This is a genomic window from Bacillus sp. REN10, from assembly GCF_016820555.1.
GTDB lineage: Bacteria > Bacillota > Bacilli > Bacillales > Domibacillaceae > Bacillus_CE.
This window is the reverse complement of the sequence record NZ_JADHDW010000011.1, coordinates 16881-43437: the sequence shown is the minus strand read 5'-3', so window position 1 is coordinate 43437 and position 26557 is coordinate 16881. Positions and strand designations below refer to the sequence as shown.

Below are 26557 nucleotides of genomic sequence, written 5' to 3'. Positions count from 1 at the left end.
CGATGAACGTTAGTGAATCGATGTTGACTTATCGTAAGGAGGATGGCGGAAGCACACTAGTCGCTGGTGCCTACAGCTGGACAAGAAAAGCGGAGACGACTGTTCAGACACGACAAGCAAATGACAGAATGACGGAATGGCGTTCTTCAGCCATGCAGTCAGGCTGGCATTTGACTCGAGTGTCTAGGAGGCGGAGCTGGACAACAAGAAAAGCGGAAGGCGCTCGATCATCGGCGACAAGCAAAAGACAAGTCGGCTGAAAGGTTGCTTTTTAACCTTTTGGCCGGCTTGGCTTTTGACCTCGAGCCGATAGCGCCTGGAGCTGGACAATACGAAAAGCGGAAGGCACCGATGAGCGACGTATGGACTGAAACCAGCCGTATGAGATAAAGGAAACACGTTAAACGAAAAAAAGCGGCTTGTTCGCACCGCTTAATCCACTTTATTCATTTCTTCAGCTGTATTTTTACGCTGATGTCGTAAAAGTTCTTTCACTACGTAGGCAATGCCCTCTTGTCTATTCGTTCTTGTAATCCAGTCGGCTGCTTCCTTTACTTCTGGATCGGCATTCCCCATAGCAATGCCCATTCCTGCTTGTTGAACTGCTTGCTGATCATCCGTGCTGACACCAATTACGGCAATTTCTGATCTTGAAATGCCAAGCTGTTCTGCTATATATACAATACTGTTCCATTTCGAAACACCAGCCGCTACAATTTCAATTTTATTATGATCTCTGCTCATAAACTGAACATCAGCAAACATATTGATTAATGCTTGTAACGCTTCATCTCTCTCTTCTCTATTTTGAAAAGTTGCTTGGATAGATAACGGCGAAATTCGTTCATCTAATAAATGGTCTTCTAAAGAGTCGACAAAGTATTGTGAGTAAAGAAACTTTTGAGTTCGCTGCCACAAGGTCCTTTTCACTAATGTCGCTGGCAGTCTTCCTTTATTACTTACAGAAAAATTTTCACTTTCTAACGTCACTTGGCAATCAAACGATTCCAAAAATTGTATTAAATCAAATGTATCCTCTTCAGAAATCCTCTGAATATACATTGGTTTATTTTCACTTGAAATAACATATGCGCCATTATGGGCAACAAGGTGACTTTCTGACTGTAAAGCTTTCGCTATTTTTTTAACAAATGGGTACTGTCGCTCAGAAAATAATAAAATCGACACCTTCTTCTTATTTGCATATTCAATCGCCTCTTTCGTCGCTCTGCTCACACGCCCATTGTCTTGTGAGAAAACTCCGACTACATTTATTGCTAGTAACCGATAAGCCATCTTCGTTCCCCCTTCATGTTGTCTTACGTTAAAAATATGAAGCACAAAATAAAAAAAGAACACCCAATTGGGTGCTCTTCTCTACTTAATCAACAACAGGACCGTACATTTCCTCAAGCGGCTTTAAAATAATTTTGTTTAAATCCGCAATCACCATGCTCATTCGCTGTTCCGCTTCCATTAATTTAGCAATTTTCTCATGTTGCTGAATAAGTGCAACAGATTGTTGTGCCTGTTGAACTTCTGCTTCAGTAATGTCTTGTCCTGTCATTTGCTTTTCCTGTAATTTCATTTGAATATCCCGGAAATCAGAAAAGACTTTATTTGCTTCTGGATCATTATTTACTTCTGCATATAATTGCTTTAACTGCAAGTACTCTGGGCTTTGACGTACACCTTTCTCTAATTCATAAGCTAAATCATATAAATTGATTGCCATTGCTGTTCCTCCTCATATTTTGTGAATTCACTTTAACAGACTGTATCATGATTATGCGGGACTTTAAGAAAATAGTCCAACAATTATCCCTTGAAGCAATCCGATGACTCCCCCTAACAATCCGCCAAGGAAAGTGATCATTTTCAATTCTCGTCTCGCGATTTCTAGCACCATTTCTTCTAACCGCTCTAATGAGAAGGTTTCCACTTGTTGACGCACAATTTCAGCAATGTGAAGTTTTTCCATCATCGCTGGAATACGTGCCGCCACAAAATGACCGCCTTTTGCCACTACAGTTGGAATGATGTCAGAGATAATTTTCTCTTCAAATGGCTTCATGACATCTGACACAGATTTCTCAAATAAAGCATGAAGGTTCAGCTGTCGAAGGACAAACGCTTTTCCTTTTTGTAATGCTTTTTCATCAGAAAATTGAGTCAGAACATAAGACCATTTCCAATCGATAATTTTTTCCCATTCATTTCTTAGCAGTGTATCCATTAATTCTTTTGTGCCAGGGCTTCTTAAAAACTTTAATATTTCTGGCTGAATTTTGTCTTCTAGCGTCGTATTGCCAAGAATCATTTGTAGCATGCTACCAAGCTTGCCCCACTCGGCCAGAAAATCATCCGTCATTTTTTTGATTCGTTGACGCCCTTCTAAGCTAGAGAAATAATCGATGCCTTTATGAATGATGTAATCGGATACTTGTGGAATTTTCACTTCCATTTTATCTAACCATTCAGAAGGAAGTGATTCTCTAACGGTTTGATCGATATAAAAATCTTTTATGTAACGATATTTTTTATCAATCCATTGCTCTACCCATTGTTCTGCTTTTTGTTCTGGTTCATCGATATGCACCTTCTCCAGCACTTCGGCGATCGTCTTATCTGAAGCAAGAAATGGCCTTGCTTCTTGCTGTAAAAGAGAGACGATATCTTTTTGAAAATCGGGGTGACTTAACTTCCGCTCAATACTTTCTGGCGTTAGTAAATATTCCGAAACCATCTTTCCAAGCTGCTCTGCCAATTCGCCCCGCCTTTTCGGAATCAATCCAGGTGTAAATGGCAGTTGCCACTTTCCAATATAGTACGGACGATACGGATGAAACAGCATTCTAATCGCAATGGAGTTCGTCACCGCTCCAATAGCTGCCCCAATGACAACCATAAATACAAGAACCCAAAAGAAATTCACTTCCTATTCACCTGCCAACATGTTCATCACCGATCATAATCGGCTCTTCCATTATAAGTTTTTTTAGTGAATCTTAGCAAATTTTGTCCTCTATAAGACGACTGCATAAAAACTTTGATTATGCACAAATTAATGGTAAAGGAGGTTGTTTTAATGAAGAAAAAAGATACGGAATTTTCCTTTCTTCCAGATACTCAATTTGAAGGAAAGGATAAAGCCTTTTTAGACGTCGATCGCATGATTAATGAGGGACTTTCTGGAGGGTCTGTTCATATGAGAGAAGACGAAATCACTTCTAATATTGAAGAGGCACATATTTTCGTTGATGAAACGCTTCCTGGAGAATAAAAAAAGCTGTCCTGTAAGTGCTTGATACCTACAGAGGATGTCAGGCACTTACTTGTTGGACAACTTATCTACTTTTAACAATCATATTGACTGCTTCTTGAATCGCTTCTTCGGCATTTTGACCTTTTTCATTTGCCTCACGAATACAACTTTCAAGATTTTTAGCAACGATTAACCCAATCGAGCGGTCAACTGCTGATCGAATAGCAGATAATTGAGTCACGACTTCTTTGCAGTGCTTCTCTTCTTCCATCATTTTAATCACGCCGCGAATTTGGCCTTCAATCCGTCGCAATCTATTTGTTACTTCACGATTATGATCCATCTTTCCCCACCTCGTTCAAATTACTCTGTAATCGATAGTTTCTGTAACAACAGTATAGCATAGAGCTGAAAAAAACGCTTTTCTCAGCAAAACAAAAAAAGGAATAAATTACCACAAGTTATCAGTGAATAAACAGTAAAAAAGAAAACATAATAGTAATACAAGCAGCAAGTCACTCATATTAATGGGCTTACCAGATAGTCTGGCCTCTTAAAAAAGGACTGGTGCAATTCCAGTGGCCCAACCAAAAATCATACAACAGGAGATGACAAACATGACAAATTCAAATCGCAGCAACAACAGCAATCAATTACTAGTTGCAGGTGCACAACAAGCTATCGACCAAATGAAGTATGAAATCGCTTCTGAGTTTGGCGTAAATCTTGGACCAGATTCGACTTCACGTTCTAACGGTTCTGTTGGTGGAGAAATCACAAAACGCTTAGTAGCAATGGCTCAACAACAAATGAGCGGCTTCCAACAAAAATAACATCTTCACAACTTCATATTTATGGCTAGAGCCCTTGAATCTTTTCAAGGGCTCATCTTATTTTTTCAAATGAACCATCTCTATTGGATTGACCCAGCTGTCAGTTTGTTTTTTGATTTGCTCTGTCACTTTAGGGTCGAAAGAAGGATCCGTATTAATCCCCTTTACATCATCATTTGGATGAATCCAGTGGCATTTTTTCAATCCCAATTTGAAAATTTTCTTTGCTGCGCTGCGTTTGCGCTCCCCAATATTTATCAGTTTCAACCTGTACTTACCTAAAGTAGCTCTTTCTATTCGATATTGCACATCAATTCTCCCTCTTTGTAAACTTTACCTCTATCACTTTTCCCTCTTTTCCCATAAAACATTCATTAAAAAAAGAAAAGAGCTCATTATTTTTATGTAATAAAATCTATCAGCATTGTGAAGAAATTAGTCGTTTTTCTAAATAAACAGCTGCCCCATCCTATCTGTAAAAGAAAAAGAAGGCATCCCTCTGGACACCTTCTTTCCTCTTTATTGCTGCTGTTCATATGCAGCAATTTCTGCTTCTAAATTCAACGTAACAGCAATTTCATCCCAGCCGTTTAATAACATCTCTTTCCAATAAGGATTAATATCAAATGAAGCCTCAAAGCCATTTTGATCAGTAATATGCTGCTCTTTCAAATCAATGAACAAACGGTACTCTGGCTCCTCTGCCTTTTTCATAATCGTTTGAACTTCATCCTCCGTTAAACGAATCGCTAAAATGCCGTTCTTCACACAGTTGTTATAAAAGATGTCAGCAAAGCTTGGGGCAATGACGACGCGGAATCCGTAATCTAACAATGCCCAAGGTGCATGCTCACGCGATGATCCACAGCCAAAATTCTCACCGGCTACTAATATTTCTGCCTGCTCATATTGCGGTTGATTCATGACAAAGTCAGCTTTTTTTACACCTTCATCATTAAAACGCCAATGATAGAAGACAAATTGACCAAAACCTTGACGCTCAATTCTCTTTAAAAACTGCTTCGGAATAATTTGATCCGTGTCGACATTGGTACGATTGAGAGGGCAGACAACACCATTAAATTGATTAATTGCTTTCATTTCATTCTCCCCCTTATTGTTGCACGCCTACTAATTGGCGAACATCTGTAAATTTACCAGTCACTGCAGCCGCAGCCGCCATAGCTGGACTCACAAGATGTGTTTTCGCTCCATTTCCTTGGCGTCCTTCAAAGTTACGATTAGATGTCGATGCACACCGCTTACCTGAAGGAACGATATCATCATTCATCGCTAAACACATGCTACAACCCGACTCGCGCCATTCAAAGCCCGCTTCAGTAAAAATCTGATCTAAACCTTCTGACTCTGCTACTTGTTTCACCGCTTGCGAACCTGGTACAACAATCGCCGTTACACCTGGCTGTACCTTTCGCCCTTTTGCCACTTCTGCAGCTGCTCGCAAATCACTGATACGTGAATTCGTACAAGAACCGATAAATACATAGTCGATTGGAATATCTGCTAATTTCGTTCCCGCTTCTAGACCCATATATTCCAATGCTCTTGCTACTGACTCTTGATCCGCTTCCCGGTCAAAATCATTAGGGTTTGGAACCGTAGCGCTAATTCCGCTACCCATAGAAGGATTAGTTCCCCATGTTACTTGTGGTTCAATCTCTTCCCCTTCAATTTCAAGGGTTTGATCATATTGTGCCCCTTCATCAGTAGCAAGGGCTAACCACTGCTCAGCTAGTTGCTCAAATGCTTCGCCTTCAGGAACGTGACGACGACCTCTTAAGTATTCTACTGTTTTTTCATCTGGGCTAATTAATCCAGCCCGTGCGCCAGCTTCAATTGACATATTACACACCGTCATGCGCTCTTCCATTGATAAACCACGAATCGCTTCGCCCGTATATTCAACAATGTAACCTGTACCAGCGTTCACCCCGTATTTGGCAATAACCGCTAAAATTAAATCTTTTGCTGTCACGCCAAATCCCAGTTTGCCATTAACTTTAATTTGCAATGTTTTCGGCCTAGCTTGCCACAATGTTTGCGTCGCCAGTACATGTTCTACTTCACTTGTACCGATTCCAAAGGCTAATGCCCCAAAAGCTCCATGAGTCGAAGTATGACTGTCTCCGCAAACGATCGTCTTCCCTGGCTGCGTCAAACCTAACTCCGGACCGATTACATGGACGATCCCTTGGTCTGGATGATCGATATCTGACAGTTCAACTCCAAACTCTTGGCAATTTAGCTTTAATGTTTCCATCTGTGTCTTTGAAACAGGATCTTTCACAATATGACGATTGACGGTTGGTACGTTGTGATCCATCGTAGCATACGTTAAATCAGGACGCCTTACTTTGCGATTGTTCATGCGCAACCCTTCAAAGGCTTGTGGAGAAGTTACTTCATGAACTAAATGAAGATCAATGTATAAAAGATCCGGCTTTCCTTCTTCTCTATGTACGACATGTTTCTCCCAAATTTTTTCAATAATTGTTTTCGGTGTCATAAACAGCCCCCCCACTAGCTTTTTTTAAAAAAGAGGGATTCCTGCTTCCTTCAAGGAAGCGAGGAATCCACCTATGTTTCTTTATTACATATAAGCACCCATAATCGAAGAAATAGCGGACCCTTCTTCTACTCTTTGAACAATTAATTCAATCATTTGATCAGTGCCAACAACCGTTCCGCCCTCCATCTGCAAATCGCTCGTACGATAACCGGCATTTAATACTTCTTGTACCGCTTGTTCAATGGATTCTGCCTCTTCACGAAGGTTAAACGAATATTTCAACATCAATGCCGCTGATAAAATCATCGCCATTGGGTTTGCTTTGTTTTGTCCCGCAATATCAGGTGCCGACCCATGCACAGGCTCATACAAGCCGAAGCCGTCTGCACGTAAGCTAGCGGATGGAAGCATGCCTAGTGAACCAGTGATCATCGATGCTTCATCACTCAAAATATCTCCAAATAAGTTTTCAGTCACAACAACATCAAAATCTTTCGGATGGCTCACAAGCTTCATCGCCGCCGCATCGACATACATATGCTCCACGTCAACTTGCGGATATAATTTTGCCTTCTCATTCACAATTTCACGCCACATTCGGCTTGATTCTAATACATTCGCTTTATCCACAGATGTCAGTTTCTTTTGACGCACAACAGCTAATTCAAACGCCTTATCCACAATTCGTTCAATTTCTTTTCTTGTATATTGAAGAGTATCAACAACCACATCTTGCTGTTCTCCCCTACGTTCACTCGGCTTTCCGAAATATAAGCCACCTGTTAGCTCTCGCACAATCATTAGATTCACATCTTCTGCAATTTCAGGCTTAAGCGGAGAAGATTGCAGCAAAGTTTGAAAAGCAATGACTGGACGTAAATTAGCGAAAAGGCCAAGTTCTTTACGAATAGCTAGTAGCCCTCGCTCCGGACGGATATGAGATGGCAAGTGGTCCCATTTCGGTCCGCCTACTGCTCCCAGCAACACAGCGTCACTTCTTTTACAAAGCTCCAGCGTTTCTGTTGGAAGAGGTGTATTAGAAGAGTCAATAGCGGCTCCTCCAATTTCACCATACTCAATCTCGAATTCATGACCAAAGCGTTGTCCGATCGCTGCTAAAACGGAAGTGGCTCCTTTCACAATCTCTCGGCCAACTCCATCTCCCGGTAATACTGCAATTTTCTTTTTCACGTTAACCCCTCCGTTACATCAAATGTGAGCTTTTTGAACATCCTGTTGCTGCGCTTCAATCGTTAAGACACGATTCACTGCGTTTAAGTAAGCACGCGCCGACGCTTCTAGAACATCTTGTGCTGTGCCGCGACCGCTTGAATCCATTCCGTTATAATTGACACGCACATACACTTCAGCTAAGGCATCACGTCCGCCACTGACTGAATTGATTTTGTAGTCGTGCAATTTCACTGGACCTTTTAACAAACGCTCTAGTGTGTTGTAAATCGCTTCTACACTTCCTGAACCTGTTGCGGCTTCGGTGACATTTTGACCATCCGGAAGAGTGGCTGAAATCGTTGCCGTTGGAATATTTTCTGTCCCATACTGAACTTGGATCGTATTTAAAATATAGTGGCTTACATCAACAGCTTCCGTCTGTTTGTCAGCCAAAATGGAGAATAAATCTTCATCGGTAATTTCTTTCTTCTTATCCGCTAAATCTTTAAATGTTTGAAAAGCTTCATTTAATTTGTCATCCGTTAATTCAAAGCCCAACTCGATCGCTTTATTTTTGAACGCATGTCGACCAGAGTGTTTGCCAAGTACCAATTTATTTGATTTCACACCGATAAGCTCTGGCGTAATAATTTCATACGTTGTTTTTTCTTTTAATACGCCATCTTGATGAATGCCGGATTCATGAGCAAAAGCATTGTCGCCAATGACCGCTTTATTAGCTGGGACGATCATGCCCGTTAATTTGCTCACAAGATTACTTGTACGCTTAATTTCATCTAGCTTCATATTTGTTGAAGCTTTGTAAAAATCATTGCGAATATGAAGAGCAACGGCCACTTCTTCAAGAGCCACATTTCCTGCACGCTCACCGATTCCATTGATTGTTCCTTCCACTTGCCCTGCCCCAGCTTCAATTGCTGCTAATGAATTGGCTGTTGCCATTCCTAAATCGTCATGACAATGTGTGGATAAAATTGCTTTATCAATATTTGATACGTTTTCTCGTAAATACGTAAAAATTTCTTTAATTTCTTGCGGAGTGATGTAACCAACAGTATCTGGAATATTTACCACTGTAGCTCCAGCATCAATCACCGCTTCTGTGACACGAGCTAGAAAATCAAGCTCAGTTCGACATGCATCTTCTGCAGAAAATTGCACTTTAGCAAATTTTTGTTTCGCATATTTGACGGCTTCAACCGCACGTTCGACTACTTCATCTTTGCTCATCTTCAACTTAAATTCGCGGTGAATCGGCGAAGTAGCAAGGAAGACATGAATTCTTGGCTCAGCTGATTGCTTTAACGCTTCCCAAGTGGCATCAATGTCTTTTTGATGCGAGCGGGCAAGTCCTGTGACCGAACTATTTTTGATGGTATTGGCAATTAATTGAACGGCTTCTAGATCGCCTCTTGAAGCGGCAGGAAAGCCCGCTTCAATGACGTCTACTCCGAGTCGTTCTAGCTGTTTTGCGATCTCTAACTTTTCAATGGTATTTAAGTTGACACCCGCTGATTGTTCCCCATCTCTTAACGTTGTGTCAAAGATCTCAATCTTGCGCACCAGCCTTCACTTCCTTCTTCGATTGTTGTTTAACAAATGGCATCATTTCACGAAGTTCGCGTCCTACCACTTCAATTGGATGTTGTTTTTCACGTTCGTTAATCGCTGTAAATTCAGGACGATTTAATTGGTTTTCTAACAACCAGCCTTTTGCGAATTTCCCTGTTTGAATGTCAGTTAAGACATCTTTCATACGCGCTTTCGTTTCAGCTGTAATCACACGAGGACCTGATACGAAATCTCCCCATTGTGCTGTATCAGAGATTGAATATCTCATTCTTTCAAGTCCACCTTCGTACATTAGGTCAACGATTAATTTTAATTCATGTAAACACTCGAAGTAAGCAACTTCCGGTTGGTATCCTGCTTCAATTAATGTTTCAAATCCAGCTTTCACCAGTTCAGATGCCCCGCCACAAAGTACCGCTTGCTCACCGAATAGATCCGTTTCTGTTTCTTCTTGGAATGTTGTTTCGATAATTCCTGCACGTCCTGCTCCCACGCCTCTCGCGTAAGCAAGAGCGATCTCTTTTGCTTGACCCGTTACATCTTGATAAATGCCGATTAACGCTGGAACACCAGCACCTTCTGTATACGTGCGGCGAACTAAATGACCTGGTCCTTTTGGTGCCGCTAAGAATACGTCAACATCAGTTGGCGGAACAATTTGATTGAAATGGACATTAAATCCATGAGCGAATGCTAAAGCTTTTCCTGCTGTTAACTCAGGCTCGATTTCATTTTTGTATACCGCTGTTTGGTACTCATCTGGAAGTAAGATCATGATTAAATCCGCTTCTGCACTCGCTTCACGCACAGATTTTACATCGAAACCATCTTTTTCTGCTTGATCCCAAGACTTCCCTGGTCTTAAACCAACTACTACATCTACGCCGCTTTCGCGAAGGTTTTGTGCATGTGCGTGACCTTGAGATCCATAACCGATGATTGCTACCTTTTTGTTTGCTAATACCGCTTCGTTAATATCTCCGTTATAATATACTTTTGCCATTTTTCATCATCCTCCGAAAATTTAGTTAATTTATTTTAAAATAGAGTACTGCTTCATTTCATTGACTTGCTTTTGTGAACCACGTGTGAGTGCTGTTTGCCCCGTTCGTGACAGATCTTTAATGCCATATGGACGAAGCAGCTCAATCATCGATTCAATTTTTTCAAAATTCCCTACTACTTGAATCGTGACACTGTCCCTGGCGACATCAATAATTGTCGCCCGGAAAGGCTCGATAATGACGTTAATTTCAGCGCGAGTTTGCGGAGTTGTCATTACCTTAATAAGAGCAAGCTCACGGGATACAATCGCTAAATCTGTAATGTCAGTAACCTTTAATACATCAATTTGCTTATTTAACTGCTTTAGCACTTGTTCAATAGTACGTTGATCTTCTACATGAACGATGACCGTCATCTTGGAGATCCCATCTGTTTCTGTTGGGCCTACAGTAATACTTTCAATGTTGAATTGCCTTTTTGTAAATAAGCCAGTAATCCTGTTCAAAACACCGCTTTGATTCAGAACGGTAACAGTTACGATGCGTTTCATGGTCTCACCCCAATCATTTCATGAAGTCCTTTTCCAGGTGCAATCATTGGATATACTTTTTCTTTCGACTTAATGCGAAAATCGATAAGTACCGCTTGACGGTCATTTAATGTTTCTTGTAAAACTTTTTCTGCTTCTGCTTCCGTTGAAACAGAGTATCCTCGAATGCCGTAAGACTCTGCTAACTTAACAAAATCAGGCTGACAAGGAAGAAGGGATTGAGAGTATCTTTCCTCGTAAAATGTTTCTTGCCATTGTCTTACCATTCCTAATGCTTGATTGTTAAAAATCATAATTTTCACAGGTAAGTTTAATTCAGCAACGAGCGCTAGTTCCTGCAATGTCATTTGGAAGCCAGCATCTCCAGCAACAGCTACCACCGTATCGTCTGGATGAGCAATTTGAGCGCCAATGGCAGCTGGGAAGCCGAAGCCCATTGTTCCTAATCCACCTGATGTAATCCAGCGGTTCGGTTTATTGAAACCATAATACTGCGCTGTCCACATTTGATGCTGCCCTACATCCGTTGTGACAATGGCATCCCCATTTGTGATTTTATGGATCATTTCTGTTAAACGCTGAGGAGAAATGCCTTCTTCATTATCCGAATTCCATAACGGATATTCCCGTTTATTCTCTTCTAACTTGCTAAGCCACTCTTTTGCATTAGGAGCAGTTAACTCTAGTGAAAGCAATTTTTTCAATGCTTCTTTCGTATCAGCAACAATCGGAATTTGTGTCTCCACATTTTTACCGATTTCTGCAGGGTCGATATCGATATGAGCTACCGTTGCATACTTGGCAAAGTGCTGTAAATTTCCTGTTAAGCGATCATCAAATCTGGCACCGATGTTAATTAACAAGTCGCTTTCATACATTGCCATGTTGGCTGTGTATGTTCCATGCATGCCCCCCATTCCTAAAAACAATCGATGATCAGATGGGAAGGAACCTAACCCTAACAATGTGTTGACTACAGGAATGTTCATTTCCTCAGCGAATGTTAATAGCTCTTCTGTTGCACCGCCATGTAAAACACCAGCCCCAGCTAGGATAACAGGTTTTTTCGACTCTGCTAGAGCATCCGCTAATTTTTTCACTTGTAGCACATTCGGAATGAGATTTGGCTGATAGCCCGGCAGATTTACCTCTGTGACAAACTCAGGGTTTGTAATAGTTGTAGCAATATCCTTAGGGATATCAATTAGTACCGGTCCAGGCCGTCCTGTAGTAGCAATATGAAAAGCTTCCCGAATAATTCTTGGCAGTTCTTTTAAATCCCTTACTTGGTAGTTATGTTTTGTGATCGGCATCGTAATTCCAATAACATCAGCTTCTTGGAAAGCATCGGATCCAATCACGGTAGTGGCTACTTGCCCAGTGAAAATCACTAGCGGTAAAGAATCCATTAATGCATCGGTAATTCCTGTCACAAGATTCGTTGCCCCAGGACCAGATGTAGCAATAACAACTCCAGGTTTTCCTGAGACTCTTGCATATCCTTCCGCAGCATGGATAGCAGCCTGTTCATGTCTAGCTAAAATATGACGAATTGGATTTCTGTATAAAGCATCATAGAGAGGAAGGACTGCTCCTCCTGGATAACCAAATACGACTTCTACCCCTTCCTGCTTCAATGTTTCAATGAAAAGCTCTGCTCCACTCATCGTTTGATTCAACGGTTTGGTCTCCGTCTTTACTTTTGGGCTCATTTATTTCCCCTCCAAATTGTTGTTTTCTCCTTAATTTGTAAGAGTGACTGGGTTTATTTAAATGAAAACAAAAAGAAAAGCCCCTTCACCCTCACGCCTACTAATCCTATAAGCGCAGGGGTGAAAAGAGCTTATCTTTCCACGGTACCACCCTGGTTTATGATATTTTTTCAAATACCACCTCATGGACAATCATTTATTGTCCTTTTTGATAACGAGTAGTAACTACTCGACCAATCCTACTAGCGAACGTTCAGATCAGCACTCAGAGGGGATGTCGTTGTAAGAGGCATTACCGGGTCTCAGCTCTAACCGGCTCTCTGTGAAATACGGATTCTAACAACTTTTTCCTCGTCAACATTTTACACTATTATATTTTCATAATTCCGCCTGTACTAGCGGAAGTTACTAATTTAGAGTATCTAGCTAAATAGCCTTTTTTAATTTTTGGCTCCGGCTGTACGAAATTTTTCTTTCTTTCAGCCAATTCTTCTTCGGTAATGACCACGTTTAATGTTCGATTCGGAAGGTCGATAATGATTTGATCACCATTTTCAATAAAAGCAATTGGTCCTCCTTCAGCTGCCTCAGGAGAGACGTGACCGATGGAAATTCCTCTTGATGCCCCTGAAAATCTTCCATCTGTCATTAAAGCGACTTTCTTCTCTAATCCACGACCAGCAATAGCAGCCGTTGGAGCGAGCATTTCCGGCATCCCTGGACCGCCTTTAGGGCCTTCATATCGAATCACAACTACATGACCTTCTGTCACGGTACCGTTATTGATTCCTTCTAGCGCTTCGTCTTGTGATTCAAATACAATTGCTTCACCCACGAAGGTTTTAATGGAAGGATCAACTGCTCCTACTTTAATCACTCCACCGTCTGGAGCCAAATTTCCGTATAGGATGGACAGTCCACCCACAGGGCTATAAGGATTTTCGCTTCGGCGAATGACCTTATCATTTTTAATCTCAGCGTCTTTTACATTTTCGTATACTGATTTTCCTGTGATGGTGATGCGATCCTTATTTAATGCACCAATCTTGCATAATTCATTTATAATTGCACTAATTCCGCCAGCCTCATGAACATCCTGCATCGTATAGTCGGATGCTGGGCTTATTTTTGATAAATACGGAACTCTTTTAGCAATTTCATTAATTCGATTGAGGTCGTATTCAATTTCCGCTTCGTTCGCTATAGCTAATGTATGAAGAACCGTATTTGTTGATCCTCCCATTGCCATATCAAGAGCGAATGCATCGTCAATCGCCTCTTTCGTAACAATATCTCTTGGTTTCACATCGTTTTTGATCATATCCATGAGATGGTTGACTGCTTGTTTAATTAAGTTATGCCGTTCATTGGATGTTGCCACGATGGTTGCATTTCCCGGCGGTGTGACACCGAGTATTTCCATTAAGGAATTCATCGAGTTGGCTGTAAACATCCCTGAACAAGAGCCGCATGTTGGACAAGCACTAGACTCAATTTCTAACAACTCTTCTGCTGACATCTTGCCAGATAAATGGGCACCTACTCCTTCAAAAACAGAAACGAGCGAGAGCGGCTTTCCAGCTTTCGTTTTTCCGCCTTCCATCGGTCCGCCTGAAACGAAAACGGAAGGGACATTCGTTCTGACAGCAGACATTAGCATGCCCGGCGTAATCTTATCGCAGTTTGGAATATAAAATACTCCATCAAACCAGTGAGCATTGATGACCGTTTCGGCTGCATCAGCAATCAACTCCCTGCTCGGAAGCGAATATCTCATACCAATGTGCCCCATAGCAATACCATCATCTACTCCGATGGTATTGAATTCAAAAGGTACACCTCCTGCTTCACGAATGGCTTCTTTCACTACTTCAGCAAATTTGTTTAAGTGAACGTGTCCAGGAATAATATCAATGTACGAGTTACATACGCCAATAAATGGTTTGTGTAAGTCCTCTGTCTTAACCCCCGCTGCATAAAGCAAGCTGCGGTGCGGTGCTCGATCAATTCCTTTCTTTATCATGTCACTGCGCATGGTATCTCCTCCAGATGTCATAAAGCTGCATGTACATTACAAACAAATTGAAAATTAGCTTGTTTATTTCGAGTAAAACAATTTATCTAGCTAATCTGAAAATTAAGTTTATGTTGAGGTCAATCATATCTTGCTTTTCCCTATTGGTCAACACCTTTTATTAAATTTTTCGACTATTTTAACTATTGGAGGATTATTCATAAAAAATGGAATCGCTTACAAGATTGAGGGCATAAGCTTTATGCTTTTTTCTAAAAATGAAATTTTTTTTACAGTGATGTGAAAGCGGGGTTTGGATTCATTGCAGACAAATGAAAAATGATTGAAATCCACATCATTGTTTGTAACCTATTATTTGATAGAAAAAAGCGCCATTCATTTGGCGCTTTAAAACAGTTCATTCCACTTTTCAATCAGTTGATCTATTAAGTTTTTCTTCTTTTCTTTCTTTGGCATTTCTTCGATCTCTTGAATATCAAAAGAAGATTGTTCAATATACGGAGAAATTTCCTTCATAATTTCTTTAAACAGCGGTGCAGCCCCTTCTGAACTGTTTGCTGTCAAGTAATGCTCCTTACTAACCGTTTCTACCCCTACCCAAATAGTTCCTACTATACTCGGAGTATAGCCAACAAACCATTGATCTTTTGTACCATCAATGCCTTCAATCGGCACTTGAGTAGAGCCTGTTTTACCACCAATATCCATACCTGGCACACCTGCGTTCTGACCCGATCCGCGTTCAACGACATTTAAAAGTATAGCCGTCATTTCATCTGTCACTTCTTTAGAAGTGACTTTCACTTCTTTTGGTTCCCATTTCGGTGTTACTTGTCCATCTGGACCGATAATCTTGCGGATGAAAAATGTTTCCTTACGAACCCCATTATTCGGGAACGTCGTGTAAGCTTCAGCAAGATTTAATGGAGAGATCCCTTTCGTCATACCGCCTAGTGCAATACTTAAATTTTTATCTTCTTTCTCAATAGGAATACCAAAACGTTTTAACGCACTTAAACCTTTCGATAAACCAATTTGATCTAATAGCCAAACAGATGGCACATTTAAAGATTTTTCAACCGCGCGATACATCGGTACTTCTCCGCGGTAGTTTCCATCGTAATTTTTAGGCTCATAATCACCAAATTTCATCGGCTCATCTTTCAGCATCGAATATCGATCATAGCCTTGTTCTATCGCTGGAGTAAACACTGCTAGCGGTTTAATTGTAGAGCCCGGTGAAGTCTTCATTTGAGTTGCGTAGTTAAACCCCCGAAACACATGCTCTCCTCGTCTGCCCACAATTGCGGTCACACCGCCCGTTTTTGGATCAACAAACACAGCCGAACTTTGCGATGGATCGCCGCTCACATCATCAGGAAAGATCCAATCTTGTTTATATACCTTTTCGAGACTTGCTTGCACGTTTTGATCCATTGCTGTATAAATTTTATATCCTTTTGTTAACAGTTCGTCTTGAGTGAGCCCGAACCGTTGAATCGCTTCGTTAATCACCGCATCGGCGTAATGCGGATACTTCCCTTTTAACGGGTCTCCGCTTTTATCTTCTAAAATAATTTCTTCATATTTCGCTTGCTGCGCTTGTTCATCTGTAATAAATCCGTACTTCGCCATTTGATCAAGGACAACATTTCTTCTGGCAATCGCTTTATCCATATTCTTGTATGGATCCAATGCAGATGGAGCTTTAATAATACCTGCTAACATCGCCGATTCACTTAATGTTAATTCACTTACATCATTGCCGAAATATTTCTTAGAGGCATTTTGAACTCCCCATGAACCACTGCCGAAATAGATCGTATTTAAGTACATTTCTAAAATTTCTTTTTTTGTATATACTTTTTCTATTTCTATTGCTAAAAATAGCTCTTCAATTTTACGCTTATATGTTCTTTCCGGTGAAAGCATGGCGTTTTTCGTTAATTGCTGAGTAATCGTGCTCCCGCCTTGGACCGTTCCGCTTGAGACTAAATTTTTAAAGAAAGCCCGGCCCATTCCTCTTAAATCAAAGCCGTTATGTTCATAGAAACGGTGATCCTCTATCGAAATAACCGCTTCTTGCAAATGTTCAGGCATTTGTTTAATCGGTACGCTGTCCGATCGATTCGCAGATAGCTTGCTCGCTTTATCTCCGTCGACATCATATAAAATAGTGGATTGGGATAATCCGCGTTTTAATGATTCCACATCAGCTGATTTCATAAAATATACAACAAACCCAAGAAAAAATAACACCGATACTGCTACTAATAAAATTGATATTTGTGTTAAATGAAATTTTTTCCATTTATCTCCTATAAATCTAATTACTTTCTTCATTACCTTATTCATTTCCTCCTGGAAAATAAAATGCTTCTTTTGCATAAGATTATTGTAAAGATAATCACAAAGATTGCAATGAAAATGCATATCCAAACTTGAACTAGTATAGCATTCTTTTTAAAGTAATAATAACTTTACGATGAAAGGATGTTCCTTGTGGCAACAACCATTGTACTTCTTAGACAACGAGACTTAAGATTGCATGATAATCCAGCCTTGTATCATGCAGCCAAAAAAGGAGAAGTGCTTCCTCTATTCGTGCTCGATGACACAATAGCAAGCCAACAGAGCAGTGCCCAACATTGGTGGCTTCACCGCTCGTTAGAACAATTTATAGCTAATTTACATGCAATTGGCGGAGAACTGATCATCCGCCGAGGCAATACAGAAACTATCATTTTAGACGTATTAAAGCAAACATCATCCAGCGCTGTTTTTTGGAACCGATGCTATGAACCGGCCGTCTACATAAAGGATCAACAACTAGCAAAGCAGTTAGATAAAATGGGGGTAACCGTTCAAACATTTGAAAACCAATTACTGCTCCCTCCTTGGAAAACAAAAAAAATGGATGGAACGCCTTATAAAGTATTCACTTCCTTTTATAAAAATTTACAAAAACAGGATATCCCTGAACCCCTTCCATCTGTCTCGCATATTGCAATAGCAAACGTGCACACTCAAAGTTTGACTGTTTCCGAATTAGAACTTTTACCAACGATTCAGTGGACAGAAAAATTAAAGCCGTATTGGGATATGAATGAACAAGCAGCCTTAGCAAAACTACAGCAATTTACTGAACAATCCTTGATTCATTATCAAGAAAAACGCGATTATCCATCCGCTGCTAAGCACTCTGCTCTTTCTCCTTATTTGGCTACAGGATTATTATCGGCTCGAATGGTCTATCATTATATTCTTCAGTCTGGTATGTATGGAGAAGCGTTCCTTCGCCAGCTGGCTTGGCGGGAATTTTCATGGCATGTGTTGTTTCATTCCCCCGAATCTACCCAACATCCTTTGAACGCCAAATTCGAGCATTTTCGTTGGGAAAACGACGAAGCCTTCTTGCATTTATGGAAAAGAGGACAAACAGGTTACCCTCTTGTTGATGCGGGTATGAGGGAATTATGGGAAACCGGCTTTATGCATAACCGCATTCGTATGGTTGTCGCTAGCTTTTTAACGAAACATCTACTCATTCATTGGAGCAAAGGAGCAGATTGGTTTTTCGATACACTGGTTGATGCAGACTTAGGCAATAATACGATGGGCTGGCAATGGGCAGCTGGTACAGGTGCGGATGCCGCTCCATATTTCCGTATTTTCAATCCAGTCCTCCAAGGAAAAAAATTCGACGAAGAGGGAGAATATATTAAACGTTGGGTGCCGGAACTACAATCGCTGCCTGCGAAGTATATTCATGAGCCTCATAAAGCGCCACAATCTGTGTTGAGATCCGCTCATATCACAATTGGCAAGGATTATCCTGCCCCGATTGTCGATCATCAAACAGCCAGAGCACGAGCATTGGAGCGGTATGAAGAAATAAAGTGATACTTCATACTTCCATCCGTGAGGATTTCTTGATCCCCCACCGACATGTCTGCGTTTCTTCTCATATGTTGAAATAAGAGATAAAAATCAAACACAAAAAAACCGGCGATCTCTCCCCGCCGGTTTTTTTATTAAAAAATCAATTGGTTTTCTTTGTTTGATCGTCTTCGTCTTCCATAATTCCCTTCATACCGCGCTTAAACTCGTGAAGTGTTTGCCCTGCCGCTTTTCCAAGCTGAGGAAGCTTTGAAGGTCCAAAAAGCAATAAAGCCACAATAACAATAATAGCAACTTCTCCAAAACCGAGATTCATCTTTTTTATCCCCTTTTGCTGAAAATGAAGTTTAACATAATAATTATACACAAAAATAAGCATTTTGAAAATGAAGGAGAATGAAAAGTACTTATTTCGTTATACTTAGCATGCCTTTAATTCATGCTCACATTATGGTGATACTTATTGATTCATCATATAACGATCATGGATTCCCACTTAGCTGTTTGTTACTATTATAGTACGCTTTATTTCAATGAATCCAAAATGAACAGTACATCTCCACATAATTACTATATAACAAAGGCGGGATTGGTTATGGAGAAGAAACATGAAGAATTAGATGAAGAAACATTATTTATCGTTTCTCAAACGTTTAAAGCTCTATCGGACCCAACGAGATTAAGAATTTTAAATTTGCTGTTTAAAGGGGAACATTCAGTCAATGAAATTGCCGAAAATTTATCTTTGCTACAGTCGACTGTTTCCCATCAGTTAAGATTTTTAAAAAATTTACGGCTCGTAAAGTATCGGCGAGAAGGAACGACATTGTATTATTCACATGATGATGAACATGTCATTGACCTGCTCCGGCAAGCCATTGAGCATGCGAATCATCACTGATTTTCAAATGTAAACACGGTGTGTCACCCATTGATAAAGTGAAACTTCAATCAGTGGGGGTGATTCCTTCCCCACCTACACATCCGCACTTCTTTCTACCATGTTGAAGTGGGGATCTTACAGCCCGTTCATGCGGGATAAATAGAACCTTTCAAAATATACTCTTCGTTTAATGGTTACTTTTTCGCAAAAAGGGTAAAAAAGAAATAGCATGATGTCAAAGGGGTTTATTTTTATGCACATACACCGTATACTTTTTCTTTCACCCATCAATCACTTGAGTATCATGGCTGAAGGCTGGGCATCTAAATTAGGTGCCCCAACATTAACGTTTGCTAGCGCGGCTTACTTTCAGGAAAGTGAGGATCACCTCCCCATTTCAGCAATGAAAGAAGTGAATATCGATATTACTCATTTACAAGCGAAACATGTGACCCCTCAATTATTAAAGGAAGCAGATGTCATCATATTCATTTACGACTTTATCCAAGATGAGCAGCCAAATATCACTTCTTTCCATCAAAAAAAAATACTTCTATGGAATATACCCAATCCTTTATATATTCAAGACCCTATCGAGAAATGGGCTGCTTATCAAATCGCTTGTGATCAACTAGCCGACTATGTCAAGAGATTAAAATCATCCATATAGGAATATATATGAATATAAAGATAGAGAAGGCTCGTATAAATGAGCCTTCTCTATCTTTACAAATATTTGCGCTGTATTTTACTTCCGCTGTAACAAAATACAACTTCCCGATCCTCGATCACGGTTTCTAAATGAACCGATCTTCCCCAAAGAGTATATATATAAGGCAACACTTTCTCCAAATACTTCAGATCAAGCTCAATCCCCTCATACCAATGTTTTAAATACAGCTCACCTGATTTCATATAGTCTCCGTCATTCACTGTAATGTACGGAAATCCTCCATTGACTCTCATACTAACAAGCTGGTCTCGGACGTTTGTCCATTCTTTATCCGTTATTTTATAATCTTTTCCTTTTTTTTCAAACAAGTACATATCTTCTCTCATCACAAGATCCTTTGTTAAATAATTACGTAAAAAGGAAATATCTGATTCAATCTCACGGACTTCGAACATCTTCTCTCGCCCGCTTCCTGGTTTCACTCCATTTTTGATCATTTCCTCTGTCGGATTATTATACCTCTCCTCAATATCCTCAAACATTTTCAGACCTAAATAATAAGGGTTGATTGTCGTTCGTGAAGGCTGAATGACCCCCGCATTCAACTTAGCGAATTCAATCGCTTCACCGGATGTGAGCTCCAGCTCTCGAATAATTCGCTGATGCCAATAAGAAGCCCATCCTTCATTCATTATTTTCGTTTCTAACTGCGGCCAAAAATACAGCATTTCTTCTCGCACCATCGTCATAATATCCCGCTGCCAATCCTCTAATTCCCGACTGTATTGCTCAATAAATAGCATGACATCTTTTTCTGGTTGCGGAGGCAGTTTCTTTTTCATCTTTTTAGGAGAATTCTCTTGTTTTTCTTGTGAATCTAACGACCATAAATCGTCATAAGGGCTGACTCTTATCAGTTCTTCTTTTTCCTCTTCTTCGTTTTGCCAAGTTAATTGGTGACGGAGTAAAGAGGGATCGATATGTTCCTCAATCGCCAGTACCGCATCTAAAAATTGTTCAACCGTTTCCTTGCCGTAATCTTTTTCATATTGATGAATTCGATCTGCTGTGGCAGCCATGCTTTCCACCATGTGCCGATTTGTTTGACTGAAACGGACATTATTTTTGAAGAAATCACAATGAGCAAGCACATGGGCAACAATTAATTTATTTTGAATTAAAGTATTGGTATCGAGCAAAAAAGCATAACAAGGATTAGAATTAATCACCAATTCATATATCTTGCTCAATCCAAGATCATATTGGAGCTTCATTTTAAAAAATTGCTTCCCAAAGCTCCAATGAGAAAATCTCGTAGGCATTCCATAGGCACCAAATGTATAAATAATTTCCGCTGGACAAATTTCATACCTCATTGGGTAAAAATCGAGACCAAATCCGGAAGCCACTTCTGTAATCTCATCAATGGCATACTGAAGCTTCCTCATCTCTACCGCATTCATCTCCACTCCTCCTTTTTTCCTTTACCAATACTTATGAAACAAAACAACAAGACATACCACTATAAAGCGATTCTTCAATCAGTGAAGGTTTTCCTCATACTCCATTGATTGAAGCAGAACCCGTAAGAAAATTGGCTGACGAAAAAGGCTGACCCATCTCAAGGCCAGCCTTACATTTTATTGATTTTCTTTTAATCGAGGAAGATTAAACCATATCGCTACGATTCCACAAATTCCGATCAACAACGGATAAATGGAATAACCCATAATACTGATCGGCGAGATTTCCGCCAATCCAGCAGCTGCTAGCATCTGCGCCCCATAAGGAATAACCCCTTGAATAAAGCAGGAAAACACATCAAGCACACTGGCTGATTTCCGCGGATCGATCCCATACTCATCAGCAATATTTTTAGCAAGCGGTCCGGCAATGATAATGGCAATAGTATTATTTGCCGTTGATAAGTTGGTTAAACTAACGAGGGACGCAATCCCAAACTCGGCTCCTTTTTTTGTGCGAATTTTCTTCATGACAAATTGTAAAATAAACTCAATACCGCCATTGTAACGAATCACTTCAATCATTCCACCAATAATCATCGCAACCATTGCCATTTCTAGCATACTGCCGATCCCTTCTGATATCGCTTCAATAAAAGAAAAGAAGGTATAGCTGCCGTCCCACAGTCCGATCATTCCTGCAAGAAGAATACCACCGCTTAATACGACTAGCACATTCATACCGGCTAAAGCGGCCACTAATACCGTGATATACGGAATAATTTTAATCATTGTATACGAATCCGCCGTCATCGAACTTTGCTGTCCGACAGTAATGACTCCTAATAGCACCGCTGTGAGCACTGCTGCTGGCAACACAATTAAAAAGTTGGTGCGAAACTTATCCGCCATTCTTGTTCCTTGTGTACGTACAGCTGCAATGGTTGTGTCTGAAATGATGGATAAATTATCACCAAACATCGCCCCGCCGATAACCGTGGCCATTGTTAATGCTAACGAAATGCCCGTTTCATCCGCAATCGCCACTCCGATAGGCGCCAATGCAACAATCGTTCCAGTAGATGTTCCCATCGATAAGGAAATAAAACAAGCAATAATAAATAAACCGACCATCAATAAATTTTGTGGCAAAATAGATAGGGCTAAATTAACGGTTGAATCCACTGCTCCCATTCCTTTGGCTGTAGAAGCAAATGCTCCTGCCAACAAGAAGATGAAGGCCATTAACATAATATTCGGATGTCCTGCTCCCTTGGAAAAAACATCAACTTTCTCCATCAATGGCAGCTTTCGATTCATCATTAACGCCACTGCTGACGTAATAAATAACGCAACGATAACCGGCATCTTATAAAAATCGCCGGTTGCCACACCACTTCCAATAAAAATCAATAAAAAAATCAACAGCGGAAACAGCGCCCAGCCGTTTGCTTTGTTACTCAATCTTTCCACCTCTTCCATAAAATCGCCAAAATAAAAGACCTTTCTATCAGCAAGAAGAGGTCTCAATGTAAAAAACACCCTTCTTATCTTTCAAGCATCTACTTGCTGGATTTGGCACAGCACTCCCATCTTTAGAGTCCGCTGCCGAGACGTCTTAGGGCCAGTCCCTCAGTCTCTCGCGATAAGAATTGTTTCGTATCTTATTGTCAAAAAATTATGACCTTAACAAGTAAACATTCACTTACGTTTTGTTTAAATAGCCACTTCGATTATTATACATAATTCTTCTTAATCGGCAACCTTTTTTTCGCGATGACAGTGTACCCAATATTTGCAGAGAGAACTTTTAGCAAACAAACATATAATAAAATCAATTCCTCTTAATTAAGGAGGGACTTGATATGGAATACACAGATTACGACCGGGCCCTGCATTATGTCCACCGGTCAGATTGGAACAACTTACTAATTTTAATGGTCAGGACAAACGACCATTTTCTGTCAAAAAAAATCGAGCATTTTCTCCATGCCCGCCGATTCCCTGCTTCTTATTCTAAAGTGGAACAAACCTTTTATACACTGTTTCACTACATCGAGCATGCCAATTCATTGAATGCGTAAAGAATTCCACCAGAAAGGCGACTTTCCAAAGAAAGTCGCCTTATTTTTATAACATTTGCTGGATGGCTTCCATCACTCTCTGCTCTACTTCTTGAAGCTTTTGATCGCTGCTCTCTAACGTGTCGCCTACTACACCAAAATAAAATTTAATTTTGGGCTCTGTTCCAGAAGGACGCATGCATACCCACGTTTCATCATCTAGGAAATATTTCAATACATTAGAAGCTGGCAGTTCAATAGTGGCTGTCTCCCCTGTTTCAGCAATTGTCTTCATACTGGTTAAATAATCCTCCACCACTGCTACACGTCTCCCAGCCATTTCCTTAGGAGGATTTTTCCTAAATGAAGATAAAATCGCTTGTATTTTATTCGCTCCTTCAATTCCTTTTAACGTGAGAGAAGTTAACCCTTCACGATAATAGCCATGGCGTTCATAAAGATCAAGCAGCACTTCATATAATGTTTTCCCTTGCTTTTTGTAGTAAGCACAAGCTTCCACCGCTATAATAGCTGCTTGAACTGCATCTTTATCACGAGCAAAATCAGCCACTAAATAACCGTAACTTTCCTCATAACCAAATAAAAATTCATATTCACCGTTTTGATGATAAGTTTCAATCTTTTCTCCGATAAATTTAAACCCAGTTAAGACATCTTCACAAGAGACGCCGTACGATTCAGCGATCTTTCGTCCTAACTCCGATGTCACAATCGTTTTAAATACTCGTCCATTTTTCGGAAGTTGTTCCTTCTCCTGCTTTTGTGAAAGAATATAATCCATTAATAAAGCACCTGTTTGATTTCCCGTTAGTAAAATGTATTCACCATCTAAATCCTTCACTGCGATGCCAAGTCGGTCAGCGTCAGGATCAGTAGCAATTAATAAATCTGCTTGCTGCGCTTTTCCATCGCGAATGGCTAATTCAAATGCGGCTTTTTCTTCTGGATTAGGAGATTCAACAGTAGAAAAATTAGGGTCAGGCTGTTCTTGTTCGGCAACAACCGTCACGTGCTGATAGCCAAGTGCTTCTAACCCTTTTCTCACAGGCATATTTCCCGTTCCATGAAGGGGTGTGAACACTACTTTCACATCCGATTCCATTGCCAGCTGTGGCTGTTCACATATCATTTTTAAATGTTCAATATAAGAGCGGTCTACTTCTTCACCGATCATTTTCAATAAGCCTTTTGCTTGTAACGCTTCTATCTCTTCTACTTGTATATATAATTCATCATGGATGCTATTGACTTTTTCAATTACGCGGTCCGCTTCTTTCGGTGCAAGTTGCGCTCCGTCTGGCCCATACACTTTATATCCATTGTACTCAGGGGGGTTGTGACTAGCTGTGATTACAATTCCGGCAAATGCCTGTAAATGGCGCACAGCAAACGAAAGCTCAGGAGTGGGGCGTAATTCTTCAAACACATACGTTTGTATACCGTAAGTCGCAAAGGTTTTGGCACTTTCAAGAGCAAATTCAAATGATTTATGTCTTGAATCAAAGGCAATCGCTACACCGCGTTGCTTTGCTTCCTCTCCATGCTCAAGAATATACTTAGCTAAACCGGCAGATGCTTTGCGAACTGTATATATGTTCATTCGATTCGTCCCAGCACCAATGATGCCTCGCATTCCGCCAGTACCGAATTCTAAATTTTTATAAAAAGCTTCTTCGATACTTGGCTCATCCATTTCAATTTCAGCAAGCAGAGTGTGCATTTCTTCGTCTAAGCCTTGAAACTCTTTCCAACGTGTAAATTCAGCCTTCCAACTCATCCGCCATCTCCCCTAACTCATCAAAAATAGATTTCTTTTTCTAGTTTACCACATCATTGGTTAACCTTGACAATTTTACACATTGCATATTGGTTTACATTCTCCCCGTTTAAATAATATACTCAAGTCGAATGAACTTTGAATAAGGAGAAGTTATGAAAAAAGAAAATTTACTATTCACTGCATGGGGTACTTCCTTCGTGGCAATGCTTGGTAGCTTATACTTTTCAGAAGTCATGAAATATGAGCCTTGCGAGCTATGCTGGTATCAGCGCATCTTTATGTACCCCATCGTTATCATTCTTGGACTAGCTGTTATCAAAAAAGAAGTAACTGCGGCGAAATATTCTTTATTGCTTTCTATCATTGGCGGTAGTATTTCTCTGTATCACTATGCTATTCAAAAATTAGATTTTTTAGCCGACAGCGCACCAGCTTGTGGCAGAGTGCCTTGTACAGGGATGTATATTAATGTGTTTGGATTTATTACGATCCCTTTTTTAGCCCTGACAGCATTTATTATTATTTTCGTGATCAGTCTTATGATTATAAAAGGAAAGGATAACGCATAACATGAAAAAGGTTATTATTTTTTCTTCTATTATTCTGATTCTATTTGGTGGTATTGTTTTTCTAACGAAGTATCAGCAAAATGAAGCGTCAAAGGATAATCCCTATGGAAAAGACGATCTTCATCCTGAAACGATTAAACAACTAGACGACCCGAACTATCAAAATTTAATTATGCCAGACGAATTAGAAAAGAAACTAGCCGATGGTGAAGATGTAACCGTGTATTTCTTTAGCCCAACATGCTCTCACTGTGTAGCGACCACACCCATTTTAATGCCGCTCGCTAAAGAACAGAAAGTCGATGTGAAACAATACAACGTTCTTGAGTTTGAACAAGGCTGGGATGAATTTGCGATTGAAGCAACTCCTACCCTTATTCACTTCGAAAACGGAAAGGAAAAAGCTCGTCTAGAAGGCAGCCACTCTAAAGCGGAATATAAGCAATTCTTTAAGGAAAATATCAAGTAAAAAAAGAAGCTGTTTTCACTTGATACGAGTGAAAACAGCT

General features: G+C 40.2%; 26 protein-coding genes, 1 pseudogene and 1 riboswitch. Of the genes and pseudogenes, 9 read left to right on the top strand and 18 right to left on the bottom strand.

Annotated elements, in window-relative coordinates; translation table 11 throughout:
• Positions 1-2: 2 nt before the first annotated feature.
• Positions 3-260 carry a hypothetical protein gene (locus IRB43_RS14120; RefSeq protein WP_203364133.1) on the top strand — a complete coding sequence of 86 codons (258 nt, stop codon included), beginning with the start codon at positions 3-5 and terminating at the stop codon, positions 258-260.
• Between the two features lie 172 nt (positions 261-432).
• Here IRB43_RS14120 and IRB43_RS14115 read toward each other — a convergent pair whose 3' ends face one another.
• The 3 genes from IRB43_RS14115 to IRB43_RS14105 all read right to left on the bottom strand — a co-directional run bounded on the left by IRB43_RS14115 (position 433) and on the right by IRB43_RS14105 (position 2935).
• On the bottom strand, positions 433-1296 hold the full coding sequence (locus IRB43_RS14115) for an HAD family hydrolase (protein WP_203364132.1): 864 nt from the start codon (positions 1294-1296) through the stop codon (positions 433-435).
• 85 nt (positions 1297-1381) lie between these two features.
• Positions 1382-1735 (bottom strand): YlbF/YmcA family competence regulator, encoded by a 354-nt coding sequence (locus tag IRB43_RS14110; RefSeq protein WP_203364131.1) that lies wholly within the window; start codon positions 1733-1735, stop codon positions 1382-1384.
• 63 nt (positions 1736-1798) lie between these two features.
• Positions 1799-2935 carry a DUF445 domain-containing protein gene (locus tag IRB43_RS14105; RefSeq protein ID WP_343070884.1) on the bottom strand — a complete coding sequence of 379 codons (1137 nt, stop codon included), beginning with the start codon at positions 2933-2935 and terminating at the stop codon, positions 1799-1801.
• Between the two features lie 153 nt (positions 2936-3088).
• On the opposite strand from IRB43_RS14105, the gene IRB43_RS14100 reads away from it, so the two are divergent.
• Positions 3089-3283, top strand: coding sequence for a hypothetical protein (locus IRB43_RS14100; protein ID WP_203364130.1), 195 nt, complete (start codon positions 3089-3091; stop codon positions 3281-3283).
• Positions 3284-3347: 64 nt separating this feature from the next.
• Here the strand turns inward: IRB43_RS14100 and IRB43_RS14095 are convergent, their stop codons facing one another.
• A complete protein-coding gene (locus tag IRB43_RS14095) occupies positions 3348-3608 on the bottom strand; it encodes a metal-sensitive transcriptional regulator (RefSeq protein ID WP_095479911.1) in 261 nt (86 codons plus the stop codon).
• A gap of 274 nt (positions 3609-3882) precedes the next feature.
• On the opposite strand from IRB43_RS14095, the gene IRB43_RS14090 reads away from it, so the two are divergent.
• A complete protein-coding gene (locus tag IRB43_RS14090; protein WP_203364129.1) occupies positions 3883-4098 on the top strand; it encodes an alpha/beta-type small acid-soluble spore protein in 216 nt (71 codons plus the stop codon).
• Positions 4099-4282: 184 nt separating this feature from the next.
• Here IRB43_RS14090 and IRB43_RS17915 read toward each other — a convergent pair.
• From IRB43_RS17915 to IRB43_RS14040, 10 genes and pseudogenes are all read right to left on the bottom strand, one after another.
• A pseudogene (locus IRB43_RS17915) lies at positions 4283-4407 on the bottom strand (hypothetical protein); the annotation flags it as partial.
• Positions 4408-4617: 210 nt separating this feature from the next.
• Entirely contained in the window at positions 4618-5199 is a 582-nt protein-coding gene (gene leuD, locus IRB43_RS14080) for a 3-isopropylmalate dehydratase small subunit (protein WP_203364128.1), read from the bottom strand.
• A 13-nt stretch (positions 5200-5212) separates the two neighbouring features.
• Positions 5213-6625, bottom strand: coding sequence for a 3-isopropylmalate dehydratase large subunit (leuC, locus tag IRB43_RS14075; RefSeq protein ID WP_203364127.1), 1413 nt, complete (start codon positions 6623-6625; stop codon positions 5213-5215).
• A gap of 84 nt (positions 6626-6709) precedes the next feature.
• The gene (gene leuB / locus IRB43_RS14070; RefSeq protein WP_203364126.1) at positions 6710-7819 is read right to left on the bottom strand and encodes a 3-isopropylmalate dehydrogenase; all 1110 of its coding nucleotides are present in this window, start codon (positions 7817-7819) and stop codon (positions 6710-6712) included.
• An 18-nt stretch (positions 7820-7837) separates the two neighbouring features.
• On the bottom strand, positions 7838-9385 hold the full coding sequence (locus tag IRB43_RS14065; protein WP_203364125.1) for a 2-isopropylmalate synthase: 1548 nt from the start codon (positions 9383-9385) through the stop codon (positions 7838-7840).
• The gene (ilvC, locus tag IRB43_RS14060; protein WP_203364124.1) at positions 9372-10397 is read right to left on the bottom strand and encodes a ketol-acid reductoisomerase; all 1026 of its coding nucleotides are present in this window, start codon (positions 10395-10397) and stop codon (positions 9372-9374) included. The genes IRB43_RS14065 and ilvC overlap by 14 nt, the downstream gene beginning before the upstream one ends.
• A gap of 30 nt (positions 10398-10427) precedes the next feature.
• Positions 10428-10949 carry an acetolactate synthase small subunit gene (ilvN, locus tag IRB43_RS14055; RefSeq protein WP_203364123.1) on the bottom strand — a complete coding sequence of 174 codons (522 nt, stop codon included), beginning with the start codon at positions 10947-10949 and terminating at the stop codon, positions 10428-10430.
• Positions 10946-12661 carry an acetolactate synthase large subunit gene (gene ilvB / locus IRB43_RS14050; protein WP_203364122.1) on the bottom strand — a complete coding sequence of 572 codons (1716 nt, stop codon included), beginning with the start codon at positions 12659-12661 and terminating at the stop codon, positions 10946-10948. Before ilvB ends, ilvN begins: the two co-directional genes overlap by 4 nt.
• 370 nt (positions 12662-13031) lie before the next feature.
• Positions 13032-14696 (bottom strand): dihydroxy-acid dehydratase, encoded by a 1665-nt coding sequence (gene ilvD, locus IRB43_RS14045; protein ID WP_203364121.1) that lies wholly within the window; start codon positions 14694-14696, stop codon positions 13032-13034.
• Between the two features lie 387 nt (positions 14697-15083).
• The gene (locus IRB43_RS14040) at positions 15084-17039 is read right to left on the bottom strand and encodes a transglycosylase domain-containing protein (RefSeq protein WP_203364120.1); all 1956 of its coding nucleotides are present in this window, start codon (positions 17037-17039) and stop codon (positions 15084-15086) included.
• 159 nt (positions 17040-17198) lie between these two features.
• Between IRB43_RS14040 and IRB43_RS14035 the strand changes: the two genes are divergently transcribed.
• The gene (locus IRB43_RS14035; protein WP_203364119.1) at positions 17199-18599 is read left to right on the top strand and encodes an FAD-binding domain-containing protein; all 1401 of its coding nucleotides are present in this window, start codon (positions 17199-17201) and stop codon (positions 18597-18599) included.
• Between the two features lie 139 nt (positions 18600-18738).
• On the opposite strand, the gene IRB43_RS14030 is transcribed toward IRB43_RS14035, so the two are convergent.
• Positions 18739-18912 carry a twin-arginine translocase TatA/TatE family subunit gene (locus IRB43_RS14030; protein ID WP_203364118.1) on the bottom strand — a complete coding sequence of 58 codons (174 nt, stop codon included), beginning with the start codon at positions 18910-18912 and terminating at the stop codon, positions 18739-18741.
• A 279-nt stretch (positions 18913-19191) separates the two neighbouring features.
• Here IRB43_RS14030 and IRB43_RS14025 point away from each other — a divergent pair, with 279 nt between their 5' ends.
• Both IRB43_RS14025 and IRB43_RS14020 read left to right on the top strand, forming a co-directional pair.
• Entirely contained in the window at positions 19192-19497 is a 306-nt protein-coding gene (locus tag IRB43_RS14025) for an ArsR/SmtB family transcription factor (protein ID WP_203364117.1), read from the top strand.
• Positions 19498-19732: 235 nt separating this feature from the next.
• Positions 19733-20149: an arsenate-mycothiol transferase ArsC gene (locus IRB43_RS14020; protein ID WP_203364116.1), complete on the top strand. Its 417-nt coding sequence runs from the start codon at positions 19733-19735 to the stop codon at positions 20147-20149.
• A gap of 56 nt (positions 20150-20205) precedes the next feature.
• Here IRB43_RS14020 and IRB43_RS14015 read toward each other — a convergent pair whose 3' ends face one another.
• Both IRB43_RS14015 and IRB43_RS14010 read right to left on the bottom strand, forming a co-directional pair.
• Positions 20206-21615, bottom strand: coding sequence for a SpoVR family protein (locus IRB43_RS14015; protein WP_203364115.1), 1410 nt, complete (start codon positions 21613-21615; stop codon positions 20206-20208).
• A gap of 177 nt (positions 21616-21792) precedes the next feature.
• Positions 21793-23097: a Na+/H+ antiporter NhaC family protein gene (locus tag IRB43_RS14010; protein WP_203364209.1), complete on the bottom strand. Its 1305-nt coding sequence runs from the start codon at positions 23095-23097 to the stop codon at positions 21793-21795.
• Positions 23098-23159: 62 nt separating this feature from the next.
• A riboswitch (SAM riboswitch) is annotated at positions 23160-23267 on the bottom strand.
• A 213-nt stretch (positions 23268-23480) separates the two neighbouring features.
• Between IRB43_RS14010 and IRB43_RS14005 the strand changes: the two genes are divergently transcribed.
• Complete coding sequence (locus tag IRB43_RS14005; protein ID WP_203364114.1) at positions 23481-23699, top strand: YhdB family protein; 219 nt, start codon at positions 23481-23483, stop codon at positions 23697-23699.
• 46 nt (positions 23700-23745) lie between these two features.
• On the opposite strand, the gene IRB43_RS14000 is transcribed toward IRB43_RS14005, so the two are convergent.
• On the bottom strand, positions 23746-25476 hold the full coding sequence (locus tag IRB43_RS14000) for a phospho-sugar mutase (protein WP_203364113.1): 1731 nt from the start codon (positions 25474-25476) through the stop codon (positions 23746-23748).
• A 155-nt stretch (positions 25477-25631) separates the two neighbouring features.
• Here IRB43_RS14000 and IRB43_RS13995 point away from each other — a divergent pair, with 155 nt between their 5' ends.
• Together IRB43_RS13995 and IRB43_RS13990 are read left to right on the top strand one after the other, a co-directional pair.
• On the top strand, positions 25632-26048 hold the full coding sequence (locus IRB43_RS13995; RefSeq protein WP_203364112.1) for a disulfide formation protein C: 417 nt from the start codon (positions 25632-25634) through the stop codon (positions 26046-26048).
• A gap of 1 nt (position 26049) precedes the next feature.
• Positions 26050-26517 carry a thioredoxin family protein gene (locus IRB43_RS13990; protein ID WP_203364111.1) on the top strand — a complete coding sequence of 156 codons (468 nt, stop codon included), beginning with the start codon at positions 26050-26052 and terminating at the stop codon, positions 26515-26517.
• Positions 26518-26557: the final 40 nt, after the last annotated feature.